We start from the raw sequence: 21,512 nt of genomic DNA on the forward strand, positions 1-21,512 counted from the left end.
TTTTAGTGACTTGCGCGCGACTGGCGTGGCGGATAGGTGACCTTGCCGCGGCCACCCAGCGCGATCTGCTGCGTGGCGTTGTTGGCGACCATGCCCACCGCGTCGACCGATGCGGCGCCGAGCGTCATGTGGATCGGCTTGTCGGTCTTCGCGATCTCGTCGTCCGGCAGGATCGTCAGGACCTCGGTGCGGATCCGCATCGGCTCCGCACCCGGGGCGGCCGGACGCCGGATGTCGACATTGCCCGTCAGGTCGATCTGGTTCTGGTTCTGGCTCACGAGCGCGCTGTTGGCCGTCATCGTCATCGGCGGATGCTCGTCGGTGAGGCTCTGCACGACCGGCTTGTCCACGAGCGCCGTGTTGTCGACGGGGCGGTGCGTGAGGCGCTCTCCCGAGATCACGTAGCGCGGCTTGCCGGCCTCCGACATGCGGACCCAGCTGAAGTTGTCGACGATGTAGTCCGGCTCGTTGCCCGCGTTGAAGCCCGGCCCGTTCTCCTCGCCCTGCATCACCTGCACGAGCCAGAAGCTGCCGAACGCGCAGAACACGGCGAACAGCATCAGGAGCAGCAGGCGCCAGCGGTGCGCGGTACGCTTGTAGCTTGCGGGAGCCATATCTCTCTTATCCGAAGTAAGGCGCGAGCGCCTGTTCGTAGGTGCCCTGGGCGCGCATCACCATGTCGCACACTTCGCGCACGGCGCCGCGGCCGCCCGGGTTCTTCGTCACGTAATGGGCGCGGTGCTGCACTTCCGGATGCCCGCTCGGCACCGTCACCGCAAAGCCCACGCGCGTGAGCAGCGGCAGGTCGATCACGTCGTCGCCGATGTAGCCGCACGCCTCCGCCGTCACGCCGGTTTTATCCAGCAGCTCGGCGAACGCGAGGCGCTTGTCGTGCTGGCCCTGGAACACGTGCGTGATCCCGAGGTCGCTTGCGCGCTTGATGACGATGGGCGACGTGCGTGCGCTGATGATCGCCGTCTGCACGCCGGTGCGATTCAGCAGCTGGATGCCGAGGCCGTCCAGCACGTAGAACGTCTTCGTGACTTCGCCGTCCGGCCCGTACGTCAGGCTGCCGTCGGTGAGGACGCCGTCCACGTCGAAGATCATGACTTTGACGCGCGCCGCGCGCTCCATGTGTGCCAGCGGAGTCACCATCAGATCACCTTGGCGCGCGTGAGGTCGTGGATGTGCAATGCGCCCACCAGCACGCCGTCCGCATCCGTGACGAGCATCTGGTTGATGCGGAATTCTTCCATCACGGCGACGGCATCCACCGCCAGCTGTTCCGGATGCACGCGGCGCGGGTTCGGGTGCATGACGTCGCGGATCGCGAGCTTGCTGAAATCCTGGACCTTTTCGATCAGGCGGCGCAGGTCGCCGTCCGTGAACACGCCGACGGGGCGGCCGGCATCGTCGACGATGGCCGTCATGCCCATGCCCTTGTGCGAGATTTCCAGCAGCGCGTCCGTGAGGAGCGCGTCCGGTTTCACCGTCGGCACCGCGGCGCCGCTGCGCATCACGTCGCGCACGTGCGTGAGCAGGCGGCGGCCGAGCGCGCCGCCCGGGTGCGAGCGTGCGAAATCGTCCGGTTTGAAGCCGCGCAGCTCGAGCAGCGCGACGGCGAGCGCATCGCCCAGCGCGAGGGTCGCGGTGGTGCTCGCGGTCGGCGCCAGGTTCAGCGGGCAGGCTTCCTTCTCGACGGCCACGTCCAGGTGCACGTCCGCCGCCAGGGCCAGGCTCGACTCCGGCTTGCCGGTCATCGCGATCACGGGCACGTTCATGCGCTTGACGGCCGGGATCACGATGGCCAGTTCGCTGCTTTCGCCGGAATACGAGATGGCGATCAATACGTCCTGCGAGGTCACCATGCCGAGGTCGCCGTGCGCGGCCTCGCCCGGGTGCAGGAACAAGGCCGGGGTGCCGGTGGAGGCCAGGGTCGCCGCGATCTTGCGGCCGATGTGGCCCGACTTGCCCATGCCCGACACGACGACGCGGCCCTTGCACGCCATCATCAGCGCGACGGCGCGCGGCACGCTGTCGTCGCGGTCGAGGCGCGCGGACAGCTTGCGGATCGCCTCGCCTTCGATATCCAGCGCCTCGCGGGCCAGATCCAGCGCGCGCCGTGCCTGGGCCTCGTTAAAACTTGTCAGCATTATTTTTTCATCGGTTACACTCATAGGCAAAGTATATCCGAATTGGGAAAGCAAAAAACTTGCCAGACGTAACAAACAACATATTTACGGGACCTCGCCGTCGCGCTCCATGACCTCAGGCCTCGAACTCACCCTCCTGTTGCTGGGCAGCGCAGTCCTCGGCGTCGTCGCGTTCCGGATGCTGCACCTGCCGCCGATGCTGGGCTATCTCGCCGTCGGCGTGCTGATCGGCCCTCACGCGCTGAACCTCGCCGACAACGGCACCACGACGCAGGCCCTGGCCGAATTCGGCGTCGTCTTCCTCATGTTCTCCATCGGGCTGGAATTCTCGCTGGCCCAGCTGCGCGCCATGCGCCACATCGTGTTCGGGCTCGGGCTCGCGCAGGTCGTGCTGACCATCGTCGTGACGGTACTGGTGTCGCTGTGGACGCGCTACCTGCCCCCGTCGATGCAGATCGGCTGGCAGGCCGCGCTGGCGCTCGGCGGGGCGCTGGCGATGTCGTCGACGGCCATCGTCTCGAAACTGCTGACGGAACGGCTGGAGCTGGAAAGCGAGCATGGACGCCGCATCATCGGCATCCTGCTGTTCCAGGATCTCGCCGTCGTGCCGCTGCTGATCCTGATCCCGTCGCTGGCGAAACCGGCCGAGGAACTCGCGATGACGCTCGCGTGGGCCGGCATCAAGGCCGCCGCCGTGCTGGCGCTGCTGCTGTTCTTCGGCCAGAAGCTGATGCGCAAGTGGTTCAACATCGTCGTCAAGCGCCGCTCGCAGGAACTGTTCATGCTGAACCTGCTGCTCGTGACGCTGGGCGCGGCCGCGATCACGGAACACGCCGGCCTGTCGATGGCGCTGGGCGCGTTCGTGGCGGGCATGCTGATCTCCGAGACGCCCTATAAGCACCAGGTGGAGGAGGACATCAAGCCGTTCCGCGACGTGCTGCTGGGCCTCTTCTTCATCACCATCGGCATGCTGCTGAACGTGCAGCTCGTGCTCGCGAACTGGTGGGTCGTCCTGCTCCTGCTGGCCGTGCCGGTGCTGCTGAAATTCGCGCTGATCGCGCTGCTGGCCAAGGCGTTCGGCTCGACCGACGGCGTCGCGATGCGCACGGGCCTCGCGCTCGCGCAGGCCGGCGAATTCGGCTTCGTGCTGCTGAGCCTCGCCTCGGGTTCGCACCTGATCGCGCCGTTCGTGATCCAGCTCGTGCTCGCGTCGATGGTGCTGTCGATGCTGGTCGCCCCGTTCGTCATCGCCAACATGGACAAGCTCGTGATGAAGGTGGCGACCAACGAATGGATGCTGCAGTCGCTGCAGCTGACGCAGATCGCGAGCCGCACGATGGCCGCGCAGAAGCACGTGATCATCGCCGGCTTCGGCCGCAGCGGCCAGTCGCTGGCCACGCTGCTGTCGGAAGAAAAGCTGCCGTGGTACGCGCTCGACCTCGACCCCGAGCGGGTGCAGGAAGCGCGCACGGCCGGCATCAACGTGTCGTACGGCGACTGCACGCGCCGCGAAGCGCTGATCGCGGCCGGTATCAACCGCGCCAGCGCCCTCGTGATCACGTTCGCGGACACGCGCCTCGCGGTGAAAGTGCTGCACCTCGTGACCGAGCTGGCGCCGAAGCTGCCCGTGATCGTGCGCGCCCACGACGACACGGAACTCGACGTGCTGAAACGGGCCGGCGCCACCGAGGTCGTGCCGGAAGCGCTGGAATCGAGCCTGATGCTGGCCTCGCACGCGCTGGTCGTGATGGGCGTGCCGCTGCGCCGCGTGGTGCACCGCGTGCAGGCCGCGCGCGACGAGCGCTACGCCTCGCTGCGCGGCTTCTTCCACGGCGCCAGCGACATCGCGGACGGCACGGAACACAACTACGTGCGCCTGCATTCGGTGACCCTGCGCGACGACGCCGGCGCCGTCGGGCGCTGCATCGCGGAGCTGGAACTGGACGAAGTGGGGGCCGAAGTCACGGCCGTGCGGCGCGGGATCGACCGCATCGAGCCGACGCCGGAGACGGAATTGCGGGCGGGGGATGTGGTGGTATTAAGAGGAACCGGAAACGCGGTCACGCGCGCGGAAGGCCGGTTACTGCGGTGATCGGTGGGCACGGGGTGCCCACCCTACGGCTACGGAAATTCGTTGGGTGGGCTCCCCGAGCCCACGCGTGACGTTACGTCATCGCGACGACGCGGTTGCGTCCACCTTCCTTGGCTTGATAGAGCGCCTGGTCGGCCTGCGCGACGAGCTGCTGCGCCACGCCTTCGATCGCGTGGTCGCGCTCGAAATCGTCGAGGGTCGCCACGCCGATCGACACCGACACCGCCAGCATCTGCCCTTCCGGCATCACGAACGGCTTCTCCGCCACGCTGGCGCGGATGCGCTGGGCGACCATGCTGGCGCTGCCCAGGTCCGCGTCGATCAGCAGCACGACGAATTCCTCGCCGCCGAAGCGGCCCAGCGCATCCGTCATGCGCAGTTCGGCCTTGATGCGCGCCGCGACTTCGCGCAGCACGTCGTCGCCGGCCAGGTGGCCGTACGTGTCGTTGACCTGCTTGAAATAATCGATGTCGATGTACATGCACGACAGCCGGTACGCCTGGCGCCGCGCGCGTGAAATCTCTTCGACGAGGCGGCGGTCCATGTAGCGGCGGTTGTAGACGCCCGTCAGCGCATCGGTCAGGCCGATGTACTTCAGCATTTCGTTGCTGATCACGTTCTCCAGGCAGATCGCGATGATCGACCCCATGTGCTCGACGAAGTCCGTCCCCAGCAGCGGCGTGAAGCGGCCCGGGTCGCGGCTGCCCAGGTTCAGGCTGCCGATCAATCGTTTATTGCGCAGCAGCGGCACCAGCGCCACGCTGGCGATGCCCGCGGGCGGATGGGGAAAGGCGTGGCGTTGCGTGGCCGCGTCGAACGGTATCAGCCGCGGTTTCGGCGTGCGACCGGCGGTCAGGTCATACCCGAGACCATCGACATTGTCGTGGAACAGCAAGTTGGGAAACGCCTCGAAATCCACGCCCAGCTTGTCCATGACGGTGTAGATGTCGGCGTCCGTGTCGACGAGCGACAGGGTGACGGCGTCGAGGTCGGACACTACGGGCAGCAGGCGGAAGATCGTGCCGACCAGTTCCTGGAAAGTGCTCGCGCCCACGATTTCCAGGTCGAACGCCTGGTGCCGCATCATGATGGCGTGGTTGCCCTCGGCCTGGTCCATCAAACTGGCCAACTGGCGGCGCAAGGCCTCGTTCTCGGCGATGAGTTCGCGCACACTGGCGCCGCGCTCGTGCATGTGTGGTTCCCCTTCAGCAAGAACCCTAATTTACGCGAACTTACGCGGCTTGAAAACGAAAATGATGAGGTAAGGCTAACAATATTGCCAACATGTCATCTCAATGTTGCGCGTACCGCGTCCCAGGCCCGGTCCAGCAGCGGCGGCGCCAGCAGGTGGACGGCGCGGGGCACGACGTCCAGCCGCACGTCCGCCCCGAGCGCGGCGAGGCGTTCGAACATGCGTTCGCTGTGCTGCACGGGCACCGTCCCGTCCCGGCGGCCGTGCACGAGCGTGACGGCCGTACGGCGCTCCCAGACGTCAGGCAGCGGCGCGCAGCGTCCCGCGACGGCGACGACGTGGCGCGCGAGATAGCGGTCCCGGCACGCGGCCAGCGCCATGATCGCGCCCTGCGAAAAGCCCGTCAGCACCGTGTCATCCGCGCCCACGCCATGCGCGCGCTGTAACGCCTCGATGGCCGCGACGAATGCGGGCAGCGCGGCACGGATGCGGCCCGGACGATTCTCTTCCGTGATGCCGGCCACCGACATCCATTGAAAACCGGCGCCGCCGCGGTCGCAGGGACAGGCGGCCGGCGGTGCGACCACGCGCGCGTGAGGATCATGGATGGTGACCAGGTCGGCCAGCGGCGCCATGTCGGCGGGCGTCTGGCCGGCGCCATGAAGCAGGATGATCAGGGAATGCATCCGCGCAGTCTAGCGCATCCGCCGCATATCGATATACGCCCACCGACTCAGGCGTTTTCCAAATTAACAAGCGCGAAACCATTCGTTCCCCGGGGCCCCGCTCGTCGATACCATCCTGCCAATCATGACTTGTCATGACAGGACATACCAGACCATGACCCACGCCACCCTTCGCGCCATCGAACCATCCGCCGTCCCGCTGTATTCGCAAGTCCGTGAACGGCTGCGCGAACGCATCGTCGACGGCACCTATGCCCCGCAGGCCCGGCTGCCGTCCGAAAGCGAGATCGGCACCCTCTTCAAAGTGAGCCGCATTACCGTGCGCCAGGCGCTGGGCGACCTGCAGAAGGAAGGCGTGATCGTGAAGGTGCCAGGCAAGGGCACGTTCGTCGCCGCGACCCGTCCGAGCCAGGAACTGGCGCGGCTGGAAGGCTTCGGCGAAGCGATGTCGCGCAAGGGCCACCGGATCGTCAACCGCGTCGTGAAGCATGCGCTGGTCGAGGCAACGCCCCTGGTGGCGGCGCGGCTGCGCGTGGCGCCGGGCGCGCCGGTGACGGAGATCCACCGCGTGCGCTGGCTCGATTGCGAGCCGGTGTCGTTCGAGATCACGTACCTGCCCCCCGCGATCGGAGAGCGCCTGCGCGGCGAGAACCTCGCTGAACGCGACATCTTCCTGATCCTGGAAACCGACTACGGCATCACGCTCGGCCACGCCGACATCCAGATCGGCGCGGTCAATGCAGATCACGCGTTGGCCGGGGCGCTGCGCGTGGAACCGGGTGCCGCGTTGCTGCGCATCGAGCGCCTGACGTGGACGGCGGACGGCATGCCGGTCGACTTCGAATACCTGTACGTACGCGGCGAAGCCTTCCAGTACGCCCTGCGCCTGCCGCGCCATCCCTGACATTCATTTAACTGGAACCGATATGGAAACGCATATTCAAACCGTCGACGTGCTCGTGATCGGCGGCGGCACGGCCGGCCCGATGGCCGCCGTCAAAGCCAAGGAAGCGAACCCGCAGCTGCGCGTGCTGCTGCTGGAAAAGGCCAACGTCAAGCGCAGCGGCGCGATCTCGATGGGCATGGACGGCCTGAACAACGCCGTCGTGCCGGGCTTCGCGACGCCGGAACAGTACGTCAAGGAGATCACGATCGCCAACGACGGCATCGTCAACCAGGCCACCGTGATGGCGTACGCGCAGAACAGCTACGCGATGATCGAGGAGCTGGACAGCTGGGGCGTGAAGTTCGAGAAGGACGAGACGGGCGACTACGCGATGCGCAAGGTCCACCACATGGGCACCTACGTGCTGCCGATGCCCGAGGGGCACGACATCAAGAAGGTGCTGTACCGCCGCCTGAAACGGGCACGCGTCGCGATCACCAACCGCCTCGTCGCCACGCGGTTGCTGACCGCCGAAGACGGCTCAGGTGCCAGCAAAATCGCAGGCGCGATGGCCTTCGATTGCCGCACGGGCGACTTCCACGTGATCCGCGCGAAGTCCGTCGTGCTGGCGACGGGCGCCGCCGGACGTCTCGGGCTGCCCGCCTCGGGCTATTTGTTCGGTACCTACGAAAATGCGACCAATGCGGGCGACGGCTACAGCATGGCGTACCACGCGGGCGCCGAGCTGTCCGGCATCGAATGCTTCCAGATCAACCCGCTGATCAAGGATTACAACGGCCCCGCCTGCGCGTACGTCACCGGCCCGTTCGGCGGTCACACGACGAATGCGAAAGGTGAACGCTTCATCGAATGCGATTACTGGAGCGGCCAGATGATGCAGGAGTTCTACGACGAACTCCAGGGCGGCAACGGCCCCGTGTTCCTCAAGATGAACCACCTGGCCGAGGAAACCATCCAGACCATCGAGACGATCCTGCACACGAACGAGCGTCCGAGCCGCGGGCGCTTCCACGAAGGGCGCGGCACGGACTACCGCGAGCAGATGGTCGAGATGCACATCTCGGAGATCGGCCTGTGCAGCGGCCACTCCGCGTCCGGCGTGTGGGTCGACGAGCATGCGCGCACGACGGTGCCGGGCCTGCACGCGGCCGGCGACCTCGCCTGCGTGCCCCATAACTACATGCTGGGCGCGTTCGTCTACGGCCGCCTGGCCGGCGAAAGCGCGGCCGCGTACTGCGCGGCGCACGCGCTGCCCGCCGTCGACGAGGCCCAGGTCGAGCGCGAGCGCGCCCGCGTGTGGGCGCCGCTGACGCGCGAGGACGGGTTGCCGCCGAACCAGGTCGAGTACAAGCTGCGCCGCATGGTCAACGACTACCTGCAGCCGCCGAAGGTCACGCGCAAGATGGAGATCGGCCTGCAGCGCTTCGAGATGATCCGTGCCGACCTCGATCGCCTGCAGGCGAGGAATCCGCACGAGTTAATGCGCGCGATGGAGATCCACGCGATCCGCGACTGCGCCGAGATGGCCGCGCGCGCGTCGCTGTACCGCACGGAGAGCCGCTGGGGCCTGTACCACAACCGCGTCGACTACCCGCAGCGCAACGATGCCGACTGGTTCGTGCACGTGCAGCTGAAGAAGCAGGACGGCGAAATGACCTGTTTCAAGCGCCCGGTCGCCCCGTACATCGTTCCGCTCGACGAAAACGAGAAGGACGCCTACCGCCGCCTGCGCGTGCACAAGACCGAAGCCCTCGCGGCCTGACCAGGAGAACCTCATGCCGACCACCATCAACATCACCAGCGTCCCCGTCACCGTCGACGAAGACAAATGCATCGCACACAAGGGCTGCACCGTGTGCGTGGACGTGTGCCCCCTCGACGTGCTGGCCATCGACATGGTCAAGGGCAAGGCCTACATGAAGTTCGACGAATGCTGGTACTGCATGCCGTGCGAGAAGGATTGCCCCACGGGTGCCGTGCACGTCGACATCCCCTATCTGCTGCGCTGAACAACCTACGGAGAACAATCGATGAAATTCCTTGCCCTGTCCCTGCTGCTCGCCTTCGGTTCCGCCAACGCGGCCGAGACCATCCGCGTCGCCATCGGCACGCAGGACACGACCATCAACTGCGCCACCGGCGGCCTGCTGATCCGCGAGCTGCACCTGCTCGAAAAATACCTGCCGCACGACGGCAAGTACAAGGACGTCAAGTACGACATCGAGTGGAAGAATTTCACGTCGGGCGCGCCGCTGACGAACGAGATGGTGGCCGGCAAGCTGGACCTGGGCTCGATGGCCGACTTCCCCGGCTCCTTCAACGGCGCCGCGCACGCCAAGGCGGGCAAGAAGAGCATCTTCATCACCGTCCTGTCGGGCAGCACGCTCGGTTCCGGCAACGGCATCGTCGTGCCGAAGAACTCGCCCGTGCAATCGCTGGCGGAACTGAAGGGCAAGACGATCTCCGTGCCGTTCGCCTCCACCGCCCACGGCATGCTGCTGCGCGCCGTGAAGGCGCAAGGCTGGGATCCGGAGAAGGACGTGAACATCACGACGCAGGCGCCGGAAGTCGCCGGCTCGGCCCTGCAGAGCAACAAGGTCGACGCGCACGCCGACTTCGTCCCGTTCGCGGAGTTATTCCCGCACCGCGGCTTCGCCCGCAAGATCTACGACGGCTCGCAAGCCCAGGCGCCGACGATGCACGGCAGCCTCGTCGACGCGGCGTATGCGAAGAAATACCCGGAAATCGTCGTCGCCTACCTGCGTGCCGCCATCGAGGCGGACCGCCTGATCGCGGCCGAGCCGGAAAAATACAGTGAGCTGATCGCGAAAGTCACCGGCATCGAAGCGGAAGTGAACTATCTATTCCACGGCCCCGTGGGCCTGCAGACGCGCGACTTCACGTGGAAGCCGGAGTATCGGCAAGCCGTGAAAACGTCGATCGAGACCCTGCGCCTCCTGAAGCGGACCGATGCCGACATCGACGTGAACAGCTTCATCGACGATACCTTTATTCGCACTGCCTTCAGGCAGGCCGGCCTGGACTACGACAAGCAGTTGAAGAACTACGAAAAGCTGCCGCTGAAGGCCAAGGACGCCGTCACCGGCAAACCGATCACGGACTTCCGCCACCTCACGCAGATCTGGGTGCAAGGCGAGCCGCTCGTACGCCACTACGCGAACGCAACGACCGCGATCGCCGAGCTGCGCAAGCTGGAACAGGCGGGCAAGAAGGCGCGCACCGTGTACGCCCACGACCAGGGCTCGGGCCTGAAGCTGCTGGCCCGCGACGCATGGTTCGTCGTCGCGGCCGACGGCAAGGACGTCAGCGCCTGGCTGCTGAAGGCGGATGCGCAAACGCAGGCCGCGAAGGTGAAGGGCAAGGTCGTGGACTTCGATACGCTCAAGGGCGCGAAATCGATCTGATCCCATTACCCGTTAGCGGATGATTCGTCATCCCCGCGCAGGCGGGGATCCAAGTTTTGCGGCCGTAGTCGAAGAAATTGGGTTCCCGCCTCTGCGGGAACGACGTTCAAACGCAGCGTTCCTATTACAGTAACCCAGGAGCCTCAATGGACACCACCGCCCCTCGCACACTCGACCCGGCCCTGCTACGCCGCGCGGGCCGCCTGCTGCTGCGTGCGCTGTCGCTCGCCGCCTGCGTGGCGGCCTGGCAGTGGGCGTCGACCCACCACCTCGACCTCGGCCTGGTTTCTTTCCAGAACGTGCCGTCGCCGAAGGACGTGCTGGACGCCGCCACGACCTTGATCGAATCGCCCAAGCTGGCGCTGCACCTGAAGGCCAGCGTGTGGCGCGTGTTCGCCGGCTTCGTGGCGGCGGGCATCGTCGGCATCGGGCTCGGTCTTTTCATCGGCCGTTCGCGGCTGCTGGAAGACGTGCTGCTGCCGCCGCTGGAAATGCTGCGCCCGATCCCGGCTGTCGCCTGGATCCCGCTGGCGATCCTGATGTTCCCGTCGTCGGAACTGTCGATGGTGTTCATCACGTTCATCGGCGCGCTGTTCCCGATCCTGCTGAACACGGTCCACGGCGTGGAAGGCGCCGACCCGCGTCTCGTCGCCTCGTCGCGCAGCCTCGGTGCCGGCCGCTGGACCATCTTCTCGGAAGTGATCCTGCCGGCGGCCGCGCCGAACATCGTCACGGGCCTGTCGATCGGCATGGGCACCGCGTGGTTCTGCCTCGTGACGGCGGAGATGATCTCCGGCCAGTTCGGCATCGGCTACTACACGTGGGCCGCGTACACGATCCAGAACTACCCGGACATCGTCGTCGGCATGCTGTTCATCGGCGTCATCGGCATGGGCAGCAGCGCGCTCGTGAAGAAGATCGGCGACCTTGCGATGCCCTGGTACCACATGCAAAGGAAAAAGCGATGAACCAGACGACCAACTTCGAACGCGTGCAGCTGGCGCAGGGCGGCGCCATCGAGATCGACAAGCTGGGCGTCCGCCTCGGCGAGGGAGCGCAGGCGTTCGACGCCGTGCAGGACATATCGCTGTCCATCGCGCCGGGCGAATTCGTCTGCGTGTTGGGACCCTCCGGCTGCGGCAAGTCCACGCTGCTCGGCGCGCTGGCCGGCCACTGGACGCCGAGCCGCGGCAGCATCCACGTCGACGGCGCGCCCGTCGCGGGACCGCATCCGGACCGCGGCCTCGTCTTCCAGCAGCACACGCTGTTCCCGTGGAAGAAGGTGCTGGACAACGTCGCCTTCGGCCTCAAGATGCAGGGCGTGGGCCGGCGCGAGCGGCGCGAACGGGCGCGCGAGCTGCTGGGCCTCGTGGGCCTCGCCGGCTTCGAGGACCGCTATCCGATCCAGCTGTCGGGCGGCATGCAGCAGCGCGTGGAGATCGCGCGCGTGTTGATCAACCATCCGCGCGTGATGCTGATGGACGAGCCGTTCGGCGCGCTGGACGCGCAGACGCGCCTGAAGATGCAGGAACTGCTGCTGGACGTGTGGGCGCGCGTGAACACGACCATCATCTTCATCACGCACGACATCGACGAGGCGCTGTTCCTCGCCGACCGCATCCTCGTGATGAGCCCACGGCCGGGCCGCATCATCGACGAGATCCGCCTCGACTTCGAACGCCCGCGCCATCCGGACGTCATGACGTCGAACCACTTCACGCGCCTGAAGCGCCACTGCCTGGACCTGCTGCACCCGCAGGCCAGCATCACGCCGCTCGCGCGCCTGAGCCCCCTGGGCCCTCTCTGAACTCTGCCATGCAAGGACACACCGTGACTTCCGATTTTTACGACGACCCCGAACTCGCCGAACCGCATTTTTCTCTCCTTGAGCGCCTGCAGGATAAAGATGCCACGGTGCGCCGCATCGCCGTGATGGACCTGGCCGACCTGGACGGCGACGCCCACGTGCCGCTACTGCTCGCCGCGCTCGGCGACGATGCCGCCGTCGTGCGTGCGGAAGCGGCGCGGGCGCTGGAAGCCTTCGAATCGCCGGCGACCGTGCGCGGCCTCGCGCGCCTGCTGTCGGACGAAGATGCCGACGTGCGCGCCGCCGCGGCCCAGGGCCTCTCCGAACTGAAGCTGCAGGAATCTGCACAGGAACTGCTGCCGTTCATCGGCGCGATCGAGCCCTTCGTGCGTGCGGCGGCGCTGCGCGGCGTGCGCGAGCTGCGCGTGCCGGACAGTTTTGCGCCCGCGCTGGCGGCCCTGGACGATGCCGATCCGCTCGTGCGCCGCGAAGCCCTGACCGTGCTGGGTTACCTGAAACGCCGCGATGCGGTCGACGCGCTGACGCGGCTGGCGATCCAGGATCCGGTGCCGGAAGTCCGCCGCGCCGCGGCCGGTGCGCTGGGTTTCGCGGAAGAGATGCCCGCTGTGCTGGTTGCCCTGCTGGCCGCATTGTCCGACCAGGCCTGGCAGGTGCGCGAGGAAGCGGCGACGACGCTCGGCAAGCTGCGCCTGCGCGACGCGGCGCCGGCCCTCATCGCCGCGCTGGACGACGCCTACTGGCAGGTGCGCCTGCGCGCCGCCCGCAGCCTTGGCCGCCTGCGCAATGTGGATGCCCTGCCCGGCTTGACCGCGGCGCTCACGCACACGATCGGCAATCTGCGCAAGGAAGCGGCGCTGGCGCTGGGCGAGATCGGTTCGCCGACCGCCCTGCCCGCGCTGCGCGCGGCGGAAAACGACCCGGATCCGGAAGTGCGCAAGTCCGTGCGCCTCGCGCTGCAGCAGATCGGGGCGCAAGCATGACGGCGCTGCCGGAGACCATCGAGAACCACGCCGCGCAGGGCGTGCTGGCGCTGCACTGGCCGGACGGCCGCAGCGCGCGCGTGACGCACGCGCGGCTGCGCGCGGCGTGTCCGTGCTCGGCATGCCGCGCGCAGCGGCGGGCCGGGATCGAGGTGCCGGAAGACGCCGCCGTGCGCGTGGCCGCCATCGAGCCGGTGGGTGCCTATGCGCTGAACCTGACGTTCAGCGATGGGCACCGGCGAGGGATCTACCCGTACGAGATGCTGGCGACGTTCGTGTGATGTCGGCGTTCGCGTGGGCGGGGGCCGCCCACCCTACGATGTAGCGATGCCGTAGGGTGGGCACCCCGTGCCCACGCGAACATCAATCCGTACGGTGGCACCCCGTGCCCACACGGACATCAGAACGCGATCTCGGTGGTCAATTCCTGCCCGAGATGCAGCTCGTTGCCGGCCCCCGCCGTCACGATGCAGTTCATGCCCAGGCACACGGCGCCATCCATGCGCGGATTGGCGCGGTAAGTCTGCAGGATGTCCAGCGGATCCGGGCCGGGAATGCCCGTCGCCTGGTCGATGGACGGGATCGGGCAGCGCGCGCACGGCTTCACGGGACGGATCTCCACGTCGCCGATCGTGAGCGTCGCGAGAAAATCCTCTTCGCAGGCATCGATGCCGTCGACGACGAGATTCGGGCGGAAGCGGTCCATCTGCAGCGCCGTGCGGCCGGCCGCGACTAGGCGGGCGTTGAGGTCGTCCAGCGACGCCTGGCCGATCAGCAGCAGCGGATAACCGTCCGCGAAACGCGTCCGCGCTTCCACGCCGTTCGTCCACTTGGTGCTCGTCGGGCGCACGACGTCGCGGTGGAAACGCACGAGCCGGCACGAGGTTGCCAGCGCATTCGAAAACCAGTCCGCCGCCGCGTCGCCGCAATCGGCGGCGTCCACCGTGTCGTCCCAGATCTTCACCGTGCGCTTCGGCGCGGACGCGTCCCAGGCGAGCGGCAACACCAGCGGATCCATGCCGGGCGCATGGACGCGCAGCCTGCCGCCATCCGGCAGCGGCCGGAGCAGCGCCATGCGCGGATGCTCGCGCTGCGTGAGGAACTGGCCGTCTTCCGTCACCAGCATCCATTTGCGGTCGTGCACGCCCAGTGCGAACAGGCCGGATTCGAGCACGGTGGCGGACCGGACGGCGATACCGGCGCAGGATTTGATCGGGTACAGCAGCAGATGGGTTAGGAGGGCCATGGATCGGTTCGTTCTGATGGGATCTGAAGAGTCAGGCCGATAGTATGCACCAATCCACACCCGCGGTTCCTGTTTGCCAAGCGCATAAAACCCGCGTACACTCCGTCCCGTCGTTTCGTGGACTGCACGAAACGACGCCAATGCTAGGGGTCCTGCGCCGTCATCAACGGCGTGGGTGAGAAATACCCTCCGAACCTGATCTGGATAATGCCAGCGAAGGGAAGCTACAGAGTCGACGCGCACGTTCGCTGCACGTATTCTCCGCATCTCCTCCAGCTGGATCGCCGATCTTACGGGGAACTTCCAAACCTGCTGCGCGTTGCATTTTTGCCCTGCGATGCTCGCTGTACTAGCGTACAGCTCCGCGTCTCGGACAAAAATTGCTGCCGCTCGCGACGGTTTTGAAGTGCCCCTCAGTGACCAACAAGGAGTGCACTTGAACGCCGATCCGAAATTCCTCTCCGCCAGCGCCACCGTCGACGCCGCCGCCGTCGCGCCGCTGCCCAATTCCCGCAAGGTCTACGTGACGGGCAGCCGCCCGGACATCCGCGTGCCGATGCGCGAGATCACCCAGTCCGACACGCCCGCATCGTTCGGCCATGAACCGAACCCGCCCGTGTGGGTCTACGACACGTCCGGGCCGTACACCGATCCCGACGCCGCCATCGACATCCGCTCCGGCCTGGCCCCGCTGCGCGCCGACTGGATCCGCGAGCGCGGCGACACCGAAGAACTGGCCGGCCCGTCGTCGCACTACGGCGTCGAACGCCTGAACGACCCGAAGCTGGCCGAGCTGCGTTTCAACCTGCAGCGCAAGCCGCGCCGCGCCGTCCCCGGCCGCAACGTCACGCAGATGCACTATGCACGCCAGGGGATCGTCACGCCCGAGATGGAATACGTGGCCATCCGCGAAAACCTGCGCCGCCAGGAATACCTCGCCGCGCTGGAAGCCGCCGGCCCCACGGGCAAGCGCATGGCGCAGATGATCGGCCGCCAGCATCCGGGCCAGTCGTTCGGCGCCAGCATTCCCCGTGAAATCACCCCGGAATTCGTGCGCGACGAGATCGCCAAAGGCCGCGCGATCCTGCCGAACAACATCAACCACCCGGAATCGGAGCCGATGATCATCGGCCGCAACTTCCTCGTGAAGATCAACGCGAACATCGGCAACTCGGCCGTGACGTCGTCGATCGGCGAGGAAGTCGAGAAGATGACGTGGGCCACGCGCTGGGGCGGCGACACCGTGATGGACCTGTCGACCGGCAAGCATATCCACGAAACGCGCGAATGGATCATCCGCAACAGCCCCGTCCCCATCGGCACGGTGCCGCTGTACCAGGCGCTGGAAAAGGTGCACGGCAAGGCCGAGGACCTGACGTGGGACATCTACCGCGACACGCTGATCGAGCAGGCGGAGCAAGGCGTCGACTACTTCACCATCCACGCCGGCGTGCGTCTCGCCTACGTGCCGATGACCGCGAACCGCCTGACGGGCATCGTCTCGCGCGGCGGCTCGATCATGGCCAAGTGGTGCCTCGCCCACCACAAGGAATCGTTCCTGTACACGCATTTCGAAGAGATCTGCGAGATCATGAAGGCGTACGACGTCGCGTTCAGCCTGGGCGACGGCCTGCGTCCGGGCTCGATCTACGACGCCAACGACGAAGCCCAGCTGTCCGAACTGAAGACGCTCGGCGAGCTGACGCAGGTCGCGTGGAAGCACGACGTGCAGGTGATGATCGAGGGTCCGGGCCACGTGCCGCTGCAGCTCATCAAGGAAAACATGGACCTGCAGCTGGAGCAGTGCCACGAGGCGCCGTTCTACACGCTCGGCCCCCTGACGACCGACATCGCGCCGGGTTACGACCACATCACGTCCGGCATCGGCGCCGCCAATATCGGCTGGTACGGCACCGCGATGCTGTGCTACGTGACGCCGAAGGAGCACCTGGGCCTGCCCGACAAGGACGACGTCAAGGACGGCATCATCACGTACAAGATCGCGGCGCATGCGGCCGACCTGGCCAAGGGCCATCCGGGCGCGCAGATCCGCGACAACGCGCTGTCGAAAGCCCGTTTCGAATTCCGCTGGGAAGACCAGTTCAACCTGGGCCTCGATCCGGACAAGGCGCGTTCCTTCCACGACGAGACCCTGCCGAAGGATTCCGCCAAGGTGGCGCACTTCTGCTCGATGTGCGGTCCGCACTTCTGCTCGATGAAGATCACGCAGGAAGTGCGCGACTACGCGGCCGGCCAGGGCATCGCCGCGAACGCCGCGCTGGAACAGGGCATGCAGGTGAAGGCCGTCGAGTTCATGAAGCGCGGCGCCGAGCTGTATCACAAGGAATAAGGATGGTCGAGATCGAACTGAACGGCGCCGCGCACACGCTGCCGGCGCAGGCCAGCCTGCACGACCTCGTGGAATCGCTGGGCCTCGCGGGACAGAAGCTCGCGCTGGCCGTGAACCGCCAGGTCGTGCCGCGCGAGCGCTGGCGCGACACGCCCCTGCAGGCGCGCGACCGCGTGGACGTGGTGCGCGCCATCGGCGGCGGCTGATCCTGAACTTCAAAAGGAATACGACATGACGAATACGACGCATGCGGACCGGCCGCTCACCATCGCCGGCAAGGCCTACAACTCGCGCCTGCTGGTGGGCAGCGGCAAATACCGCGACCTGGAACAGACGCGCGCCGCGACCGAAGCATCGGGCGCCGACATCATCACGGTGGCGATCCGCCGCGTGAACATCGGCCAGCACGCGAACGAACCGAATTTGCTCGACGTGGTGCCGCCGTCGCGCTGGACCATCCTGCCCAACACGGCGGGCTGCTACAACGCCAAGGACGCCGTGTACACCTTGCAGCTGGCGCGCGAACTGCTGAACGGGCACAAGCTCGTCAAGCTGGAAGTGCTGGGCGACGAAAAGACGCTGTTCCCGAACATGCCCGAGACGCTCGTCGCCGCGCGCGAACTGGTGCGCGACGGCTTCGACGTGATGGTCTATTGCAGCGACGACCCGATCCAGGCGCGCATGCTGGAAGACATCGGCTGCGCGGCGATCATGCCGCTCGCGTCGCTGATCGGTTCCGGCATGGGCATCCTGAATCCGTGGAACCTGTCGCTGATCATCGAGCAGGCGCAGGTGCCGGTGATCGTCGATGCGGGCGTCGGCACGGCGTCCGACGCGGCCATCGCGATGGAACTGGGCTGCGACGGCGTGCTGATGAACAGCGCCATCGCCGGCGCGCAGGATCCGGTACGTATGGCGGGTGCGATGCGCCTCGCGGTGGAAGCGGGGCGCGAAGCGTATCTGGCGGGCCGCATGCCGCGCAAATTCGCGGCATCGCCGTCGTCGCCGATGGCGGGCCGGATCTGATGGAGACCGCCACGCGGCCCTGCGTCCTCGTGTGCGCCGGCCTCGATCCGTCGGGTGGCGCCGGCATCCAGGCCGACATCGAAGCGATATCGGCCCAGGGCGCGCACGCGCTGCCGCTCGTGACGGCGCTGACGGTCCAGGACAACAACGCCGTGCGCGAAGTGGTACCCGTCGACGCGGGCCTGCTGCTGCGCCAGGCCGTGGTGCTGGCCGACACGGTGCCCATCGACGCGGTGAAGATCGGCATCCCCGGCAGCCGAGAAAACGCGGAAGCCATCGCCGGCATCATCCGCATGCTGCGGGTGCGCCGGCCCGGCCTGCCCGTCGTCCTCGACCCGGTGCTGGCCAGCGGCCGCGGCGACAGCCTGGCGCGCGGCGACGCCCTCGCTGCGCTGGCGCCGCTGCTGGCGCTGGCGACGCTCGTCGTGCCGAACCTGCCGGAGGCGGCGGCGCTGGGCATCTCCACGACGGGCGCCGACCTGCCCTGCCCTCACGTGCTGGTCACGGGCGGACACGCCAACGGCGCCGACGTCGTCAACCGCTGGCTCTCGGCCGCGGGCGCGCGCGAATGGCGCTGGCCGCGGCTGCGCGGCGAATTCCACGGCAGCGGTTGCACGCTCGCATCGAGCATCGCGGCGCGCCTGGCGCTGGGGGACACGATGGCGCAGGCGCTCGAACTGGGCCAGCGCTACTGCGACCGGACGCTCGCACACTCGTACGCCATCGCGCCGGGCCAGCGCATCCCGCGCCGCATCCATCCATAGGAGAACAGAAATGCGAGGTTTGTACCTGGTGACCCCGAACTGGGACGACACCGACCGCCTGCTGGACGTGACGGAACAGGCGCTGCGCGCCGGCGCCGCGCTGATCCAGTACCGCCACAAGGATGCGGGACCGGATCTGCGCCGCGAACAGGCCTCTGCCCTGCTCGCGCTGTGCCGCCGCAACGGCCGGCCGCTGGTCATCAACGACCACGTCGCGTTGTGCACGGAGCTCGATGCGGACGGCATCCACGTGGGCGGCCTCGATGCGCCGGTGGCGGCGGTGCGCGGGGTCGTCGGCCCGGACAAGATCGTGGGCGCGTCGTGCTACGGCGACCTGGAACTGGCGCGCCGCGCGCAGGGCGCGGGCGCGAGCTATGTCGCGTTCGGCGGTTTTTATCCGTCGCTCGTGAAGAAGTATGCGGTGACGACGCCGCCGGACATCGTCCTGCAGGCCAAGGCCAGCCTGTGCGTGCCGGTGGTCGTGATTGGCGGGATGACGGCGGCGAACGCGCGGCCGCTCGTGTCGCGCGGGGCCGATATGGTCGCGGCGATCAGCAGCGTGGTGCAGGCGCCGGATCCGTATTCGGCGGCGCGGGAGTTCGTGGCGTTGTTCTGAGCGGCCTGCGGCCTCGACGTCGCCCCCGCGAAGGCGGGGGGCCAAGTTTTGCGCCGCGTGAACGCATCGACATTGGGCCCCTGCCTTCGCAGGGGCGACGGTTCATGCGTTCGCGGTCAAGCTTTCGCCAGCTTGAACTGCGCCAGCTCACCGGTCAGGTAACCGACCGCCGCCCCGAACTTGTCCTTGTAATTGGCCTTGATGAGCGGGTCCAGCGTGCCCTTGACACCGGCGTGGATGCCACCCCAGTCGCCCGGATGCTGGAAGTTGCTCATGATGTAGGTCCAGCCATTGACGTCGTCGACGGCATGCAGGCCCGTCGACTCGCCGCCGGCCGGCACGGACAGCAGGCGCGCGAGCTGCTTCGTGTCGACGTTGTACGCCCACAGGAAGTTGTTCACGTGCTGGCTGCTGTCCTCGCCAATGAACAGCGTGCGCATCTTTTCCGAGAACTTCAGGTTGTCCGGGTTGCCCACCTTGTCCGGGTTCGCCGTGTTGCCGAGGGCGTCGGCGGCGATGTCTTCGCCGACCAGCAGCGCCTTCGTATCCGCCGGCATCCACTCGCTGTTAATGGCGTTGCCGGCCGTGTCCTTCTGGCCGCCCTTCAGGTTCAGCATCATGACGGCGCCCGCGTTCAGCGCCTTCGGGATCGAGATGCCATTGCCCGGCACGTTCAGCGCGTGTCCGGCGACCATCGAGCTCTGGCAGTTCTGCAGGGCCGAGTACGCAATCTTGTCCTTGATGTTGACGGTGGTGCCTTCCATCTTCGTGAAGCCCATCGAGGCGCCGACGAGGGCGGCGTAGCGGTGCGTCTCCAGGAACGCGGCCGCCTTTTCCATGCCGGCCTTCACCTTGAGCCACTCGACGCGGCCGTTCGCGGTGACCTTCGTGTAGGTGGCATCGGCCGGGTCGGTCGTCTTGACGTCCATGATGTCGGCCGGTTTCAGCGACGCGGCCAGCGAGCGGATTTCGGCGCTCGTGGCGGAACCCAGCTTGATCCACGTGAGCGGCGCGGCGGCTGCGGCCGGGTCCAGCGAGAAGCCGGTGCCGACCTTGGCCACGTACAGCGTGCCCGCCGACAGGTCTTTTTCCTTGTCGGCCACGAACGCGAAGTAGCCGCTGTTGGTGGCATCGTCGCCCATGATCACGGTGCGGTTGTCCGGCATGACCTGCACCAGCTCGTGCGAGATGCGGCCGAGGCAGTAGTGCTTCTTGATCGATGCGGTGCCGTCCGCGTTGACCGTCACTTCCGGCAGGTGGCCGTAGTTGTACGGGTTCGCCTTCGTCTCGTCGCCGTACAGGTTCTTGCTGAAGGCCTTGAATTGCGCATCGGAGGCGGCGAGGTAGGCGTTCGGCTCGTACTCCTCGCTCGACAAATGGGTGCCCCACGGCGACAGGCTCGCGCCGCACGTGATCCACAGGCCGTTCACGCTGGAGGTGTCGACGTTGTGGTACTTCACGAGCGTCAGCTTGCCGGTGGTCTTGTCCTGGTCGAGGGTCAGCACGGCGATCGGCGACGGCAGCCGGCCGTACATGTCGGTCTTGCCGTCCTGGGCCCACGTCGTGTACTCGAACTGCACGACGGCGAACACGGTATTGCCCTTCACGCCCGCCACGTTCGCGTTCGGCACCGTCAGCAGCGACGTGCCGTCCGGCGAGTCCGAGAAGAACTGGCGCTCCTTGCCGGCGACGGTGGTGTCGACGATCGGCTTGTTGTTGATGTCGTAGTAGCCGCCGGCGAGGATGGTGCCGCCGCTGCCGTTCGGGACCATGTCGCCCGTGATGAAGAACGGTTGATACGACAGCTTGAAATCGAGCTTGCTGCTGTCGCTGAAGTTGACCGTCATCGTCGAGCCGACGGAGGTCGTCGCCATCGCGGCGGCGGCGGCCAGGGTCGGCGCCGTCATCGACCCGAACGACACGCTGGCGAGGGTCACGGCCGGCGTCGTCGGCGCGGTGGTCGTCGGGGTGTCATTGTCGCTGCCGCCGCCGCAGCCGGCCAGCAGAGCGGCCACGCCGCCGGCGCCCAGCGGCAGCATCGGGGTGGCGCCCATCAGGCGAAGCAGGCGGCGGCGGGACACGTCGGGATTCGGGTTCATGCGTCAACTCTCCAAGGTTCACAAAAGGAATGCCCGGAGATTAGTTGACAAATATTTCACCCTAATTACAAGAATCGTCGGTCATTAAGCCGTCATCAGCCGCTCATATCATGCGATCGATTTTTCCGCCTTGACAACACATTGAAGG

The 21,512-nt window shown here is 66.9% G+C and carries 21 protein-coding genes and 1 riboswitch; of the genes, 14 read left to right on the top strand and 7 right to left on the bottom strand.

Annotated features, from left to right (window positions below):
- Window positions 1-2 precede the first annotated feature (2 nt).
- The 3 genes from lptC to ACL58G_RS01845 are packed head-to-tail and all read right to left on the bottom strand — an operon-like array spanning window position 3 to window position 2,177.
- A complete protein-coding gene (gene lptC / locus ACL58G_RS01835; protein ID WP_413386210.1) occupies window positions 3-614 on the bottom strand; it encodes an LPS export ABC transporter periplasmic protein LptC in 612 nt (203 codons plus the stop codon).
- 7 nt (window positions 615-621) lie between these two features.
- A complete protein-coding gene (locus ACL58G_RS01840; RefSeq protein WP_413386208.1) occupies window positions 622-1,155 on the bottom strand; it encodes a KdsC family phosphatase in 534 nt (177 codons plus the stop codon).
- Window positions 1,155-2,177, bottom strand: a complete 1,023-nt coding sequence (locus tag ACL58G_RS01845) for a KpsF/GutQ family sugar-phosphate isomerase (RefSeq protein WP_440964855.1) — start codon at window positions 2,175-2,177, stop codon at window positions 1,155-1,157. Before ACL58G_RS01845 ends, ACL58G_RS01840 begins: the two co-directional genes overlap by 1 nt.
- Window positions 2,178-2,262: 85 nt before the next feature.
- Between ACL58G_RS01845 and ACL58G_RS01850 the strand changes: the two genes are divergently transcribed.
- Window positions 2,263-4,245, top strand: coding sequence for a cation:proton antiporter domain-containing protein (locus ACL58G_RS01850; RefSeq protein WP_440964857.1), 1,983 nt, complete (start codon window positions 2,263-2,265; stop codon window positions 4,243-4,245).
- Window positions 4,246-4,318: 73 nt separating this feature from the next.
- Here ACL58G_RS01850 and ACL58G_RS01855 read toward each other — a convergent pair whose 3' ends face one another.
- The gene (locus ACL58G_RS01855; protein ID WP_440964858.1) at window positions 4,319-5,437 is read right to left on the bottom strand and encodes a DUF484 family protein; all 1,119 of its coding nucleotides are present in this window, start codon (window positions 5,435-5,437) and stop codon (window positions 4,319-4,321) included.
- 95 nt (window positions 5,438-5,532) lie between these two features.
- Complete coding sequence (locus ACL58G_RS01860) at window positions 5,533-6,123, bottom strand: prolyl oligopeptidase family serine peptidase (protein ID WP_440964860.1); 591 nt, start codon at window positions 6,121-6,123, stop codon at window positions 5,533-5,535.
- A 154-nt stretch (window positions 6,124-6,277) separates the two neighbouring features.
- Between ACL58G_RS01860 and ACL58G_RS01865 the strand changes: the two genes are divergently transcribed.
- The 8 genes from ACL58G_RS01865 (at window position 6,278) to ACL58G_RS01900 (ending at window position 13,544) form a co-directional block, all read left to right on the top strand.
- A complete protein-coding gene (locus ACL58G_RS01865) occupies window positions 6,278-7,027 on the top strand; it encodes a GntR family transcriptional regulator (protein WP_440964862.1) in 750 nt (249 codons plus the stop codon).
- A gap of 22 nt (window positions 7,028-7,049) precedes the next feature.
- Complete coding sequence (locus ACL58G_RS01870; protein ID WP_440964864.1) at window positions 7,050-8,792, top strand: fumarate reductase/succinate dehydrogenase flavoprotein subunit; 1,743 nt, start codon at window positions 7,050-7,052, stop codon at window positions 8,790-8,792.
- Window positions 8,793-8,805: 13 nt separating this feature from the next.
- The gene (locus tag ACL58G_RS01875; RefSeq protein ID WP_036238885.1) at window positions 8,806-9,039 is read left to right on the top strand and encodes a 4Fe-4S dicluster domain-containing protein; all 234 of its coding nucleotides are present in this window, start codon (window positions 8,806-8,808) and stop codon (window positions 9,037-9,039) included.
- 21 nt (window positions 9,040-9,060) lie between these two features.
- Complete coding sequence (locus ACL58G_RS01880) at window positions 9,061-10,455, top strand: ABC transporter substrate-binding protein (RefSeq protein WP_440964866.1); 1,395 nt, start codon at window positions 9,061-9,063, stop codon at window positions 10,453-10,455.
- A gap of 146 nt (window positions 10,456-10,601) precedes the next feature.
- Window positions 10,602-11,423: an ABC transporter permease gene (locus tag ACL58G_RS01885; protein ID WP_440964868.1), complete on the top strand. Its 822-nt coding sequence runs from the start codon at window positions 10,602-10,604 to the stop codon at window positions 11,421-11,423.
- A complete protein-coding gene (locus ACL58G_RS01890) occupies window positions 11,420-12,262 on the top strand; it encodes an ABC transporter ATP-binding protein (RefSeq protein ID WP_440964870.1) in 843 nt (280 codons plus the stop codon). Before ACL58G_RS01885 ends, ACL58G_RS01890 begins: the two co-directional genes overlap by 4 nt.
- Window positions 12,263-12,285: 23 nt before the next feature.
- Complete coding sequence (locus ACL58G_RS01895) at window positions 12,286-13,263, top strand: HEAT repeat domain-containing protein (RefSeq protein ID WP_440964871.1); 978 nt, start codon at window positions 12,286-12,288, stop codon at window positions 13,261-13,263.
- Window positions 13,260-13,544 carry a DUF971 domain-containing protein gene (locus ACL58G_RS01900; protein ID WP_413386195.1) on the top strand — a complete coding sequence of 95 codons (285 nt, stop codon included), beginning with the start codon at window positions 13,260-13,262 and terminating at the stop codon, window positions 13,542-13,544. Before ACL58G_RS01895 ends, ACL58G_RS01900 begins: the two co-directional genes overlap by 4 nt.
- Before the next feature lie 119 nt (window positions 13,545-13,663).
- Here ACL58G_RS01900 and ACL58G_RS01905 read toward each other — a convergent pair whose 3' ends face one another.
- Window positions 13,664-14,509 carry an MOSC domain-containing protein gene (locus ACL58G_RS01905; protein ID WP_440964873.1) on the bottom strand — a complete coding sequence of 282 codons (846 nt, stop codon included), beginning with the start codon at window positions 14,507-14,509 and terminating at the stop codon, window positions 13,664-13,666.
- Window positions 14,510-14,644: 135 nt separating this feature from the next.
- A riboswitch (TPP riboswitch) is annotated at window positions 14,645-14,748 on the top strand.
- Between the two features lie 197 nt (window positions 14,749-14,945).
- Here ACL58G_RS01905 and thiC point away from each other — a divergent pair.
- Genes thiC through thiE form a run of 5 tightly spaced genes read left to right on the top strand, consistent with a single transcriptional unit; the run spans window position 14,946 to window position 19,265 of the window.
- Window positions 14,946-16,859, top strand: a complete 1,914-nt coding sequence (gene thiC, locus ACL58G_RS01910; protein ID WP_413386192.1) for a phosphomethylpyrimidine synthase ThiC — start codon at window positions 14,946-14,948, stop codon at window positions 16,857-16,859.
- 2 nt (window positions 16,860-16,861) lie between these two features.
- Window positions 16,862-17,065, top strand: a complete 204-nt coding sequence (thiS, locus tag ACL58G_RS01915) for a sulfur carrier protein ThiS (RefSeq protein WP_105378838.1) — start codon at window positions 16,862-16,864, stop codon at window positions 17,063-17,065.
- 25 nt (window positions 17,066-17,090) lie between these two features.
- A complete protein-coding gene (locus ACL58G_RS01920) occupies window positions 17,091-17,885 on the top strand; it encodes a thiazole synthase (protein WP_413386190.1) in 795 nt (264 codons plus the stop codon).
- On the top strand, window positions 17,885-18,649 hold the full coding sequence (gene thiD, locus ACL58G_RS01925; RefSeq protein WP_413386189.1) for a bifunctional hydroxymethylpyrimidine kinase/phosphomethylpyrimidine kinase: 765 nt from the start codon (window positions 17,885-17,887) through the stop codon (window positions 18,647-18,649). The genes ACL58G_RS01920 and thiD overlap by 1 nt, the downstream gene beginning before the upstream one ends.
- Before the next feature lie 10 nt (window positions 18,650-18,659).
- On the top strand, window positions 18,660-19,265 hold the full coding sequence (gene thiE, locus ACL58G_RS01930) for a thiamine phosphate synthase (RefSeq protein WP_413386188.1): 606 nt from the start codon (window positions 18,660-18,662) through the stop codon (window positions 19,263-19,265).
- Between the two features lie 116 nt (window positions 19,266-19,381).
- Here thiE and ACL58G_RS01935 read toward each other — a convergent pair whose 3' ends face one another.
- Window positions 19,382-21,364 (bottom strand): PhoX family protein, encoded by a 1,983-nt coding sequence (locus ACL58G_RS01935; protein WP_413386187.1) that lies wholly within the window; start codon window positions 21,362-21,364, stop codon window positions 19,382-19,384.
- Window positions 21,365-21,512: the final 148 nt, after the last annotated feature.

The sequence above is a fragment of the Massilia sp. GER05 genome (genome assembly GCF_052056005.1).
Lineage (GTDB): Bacteria > Pseudomonadota > Gammaproteobacteria > Burkholderiales > Burkholderiaceae_D > Telluria > Telluria orientalis.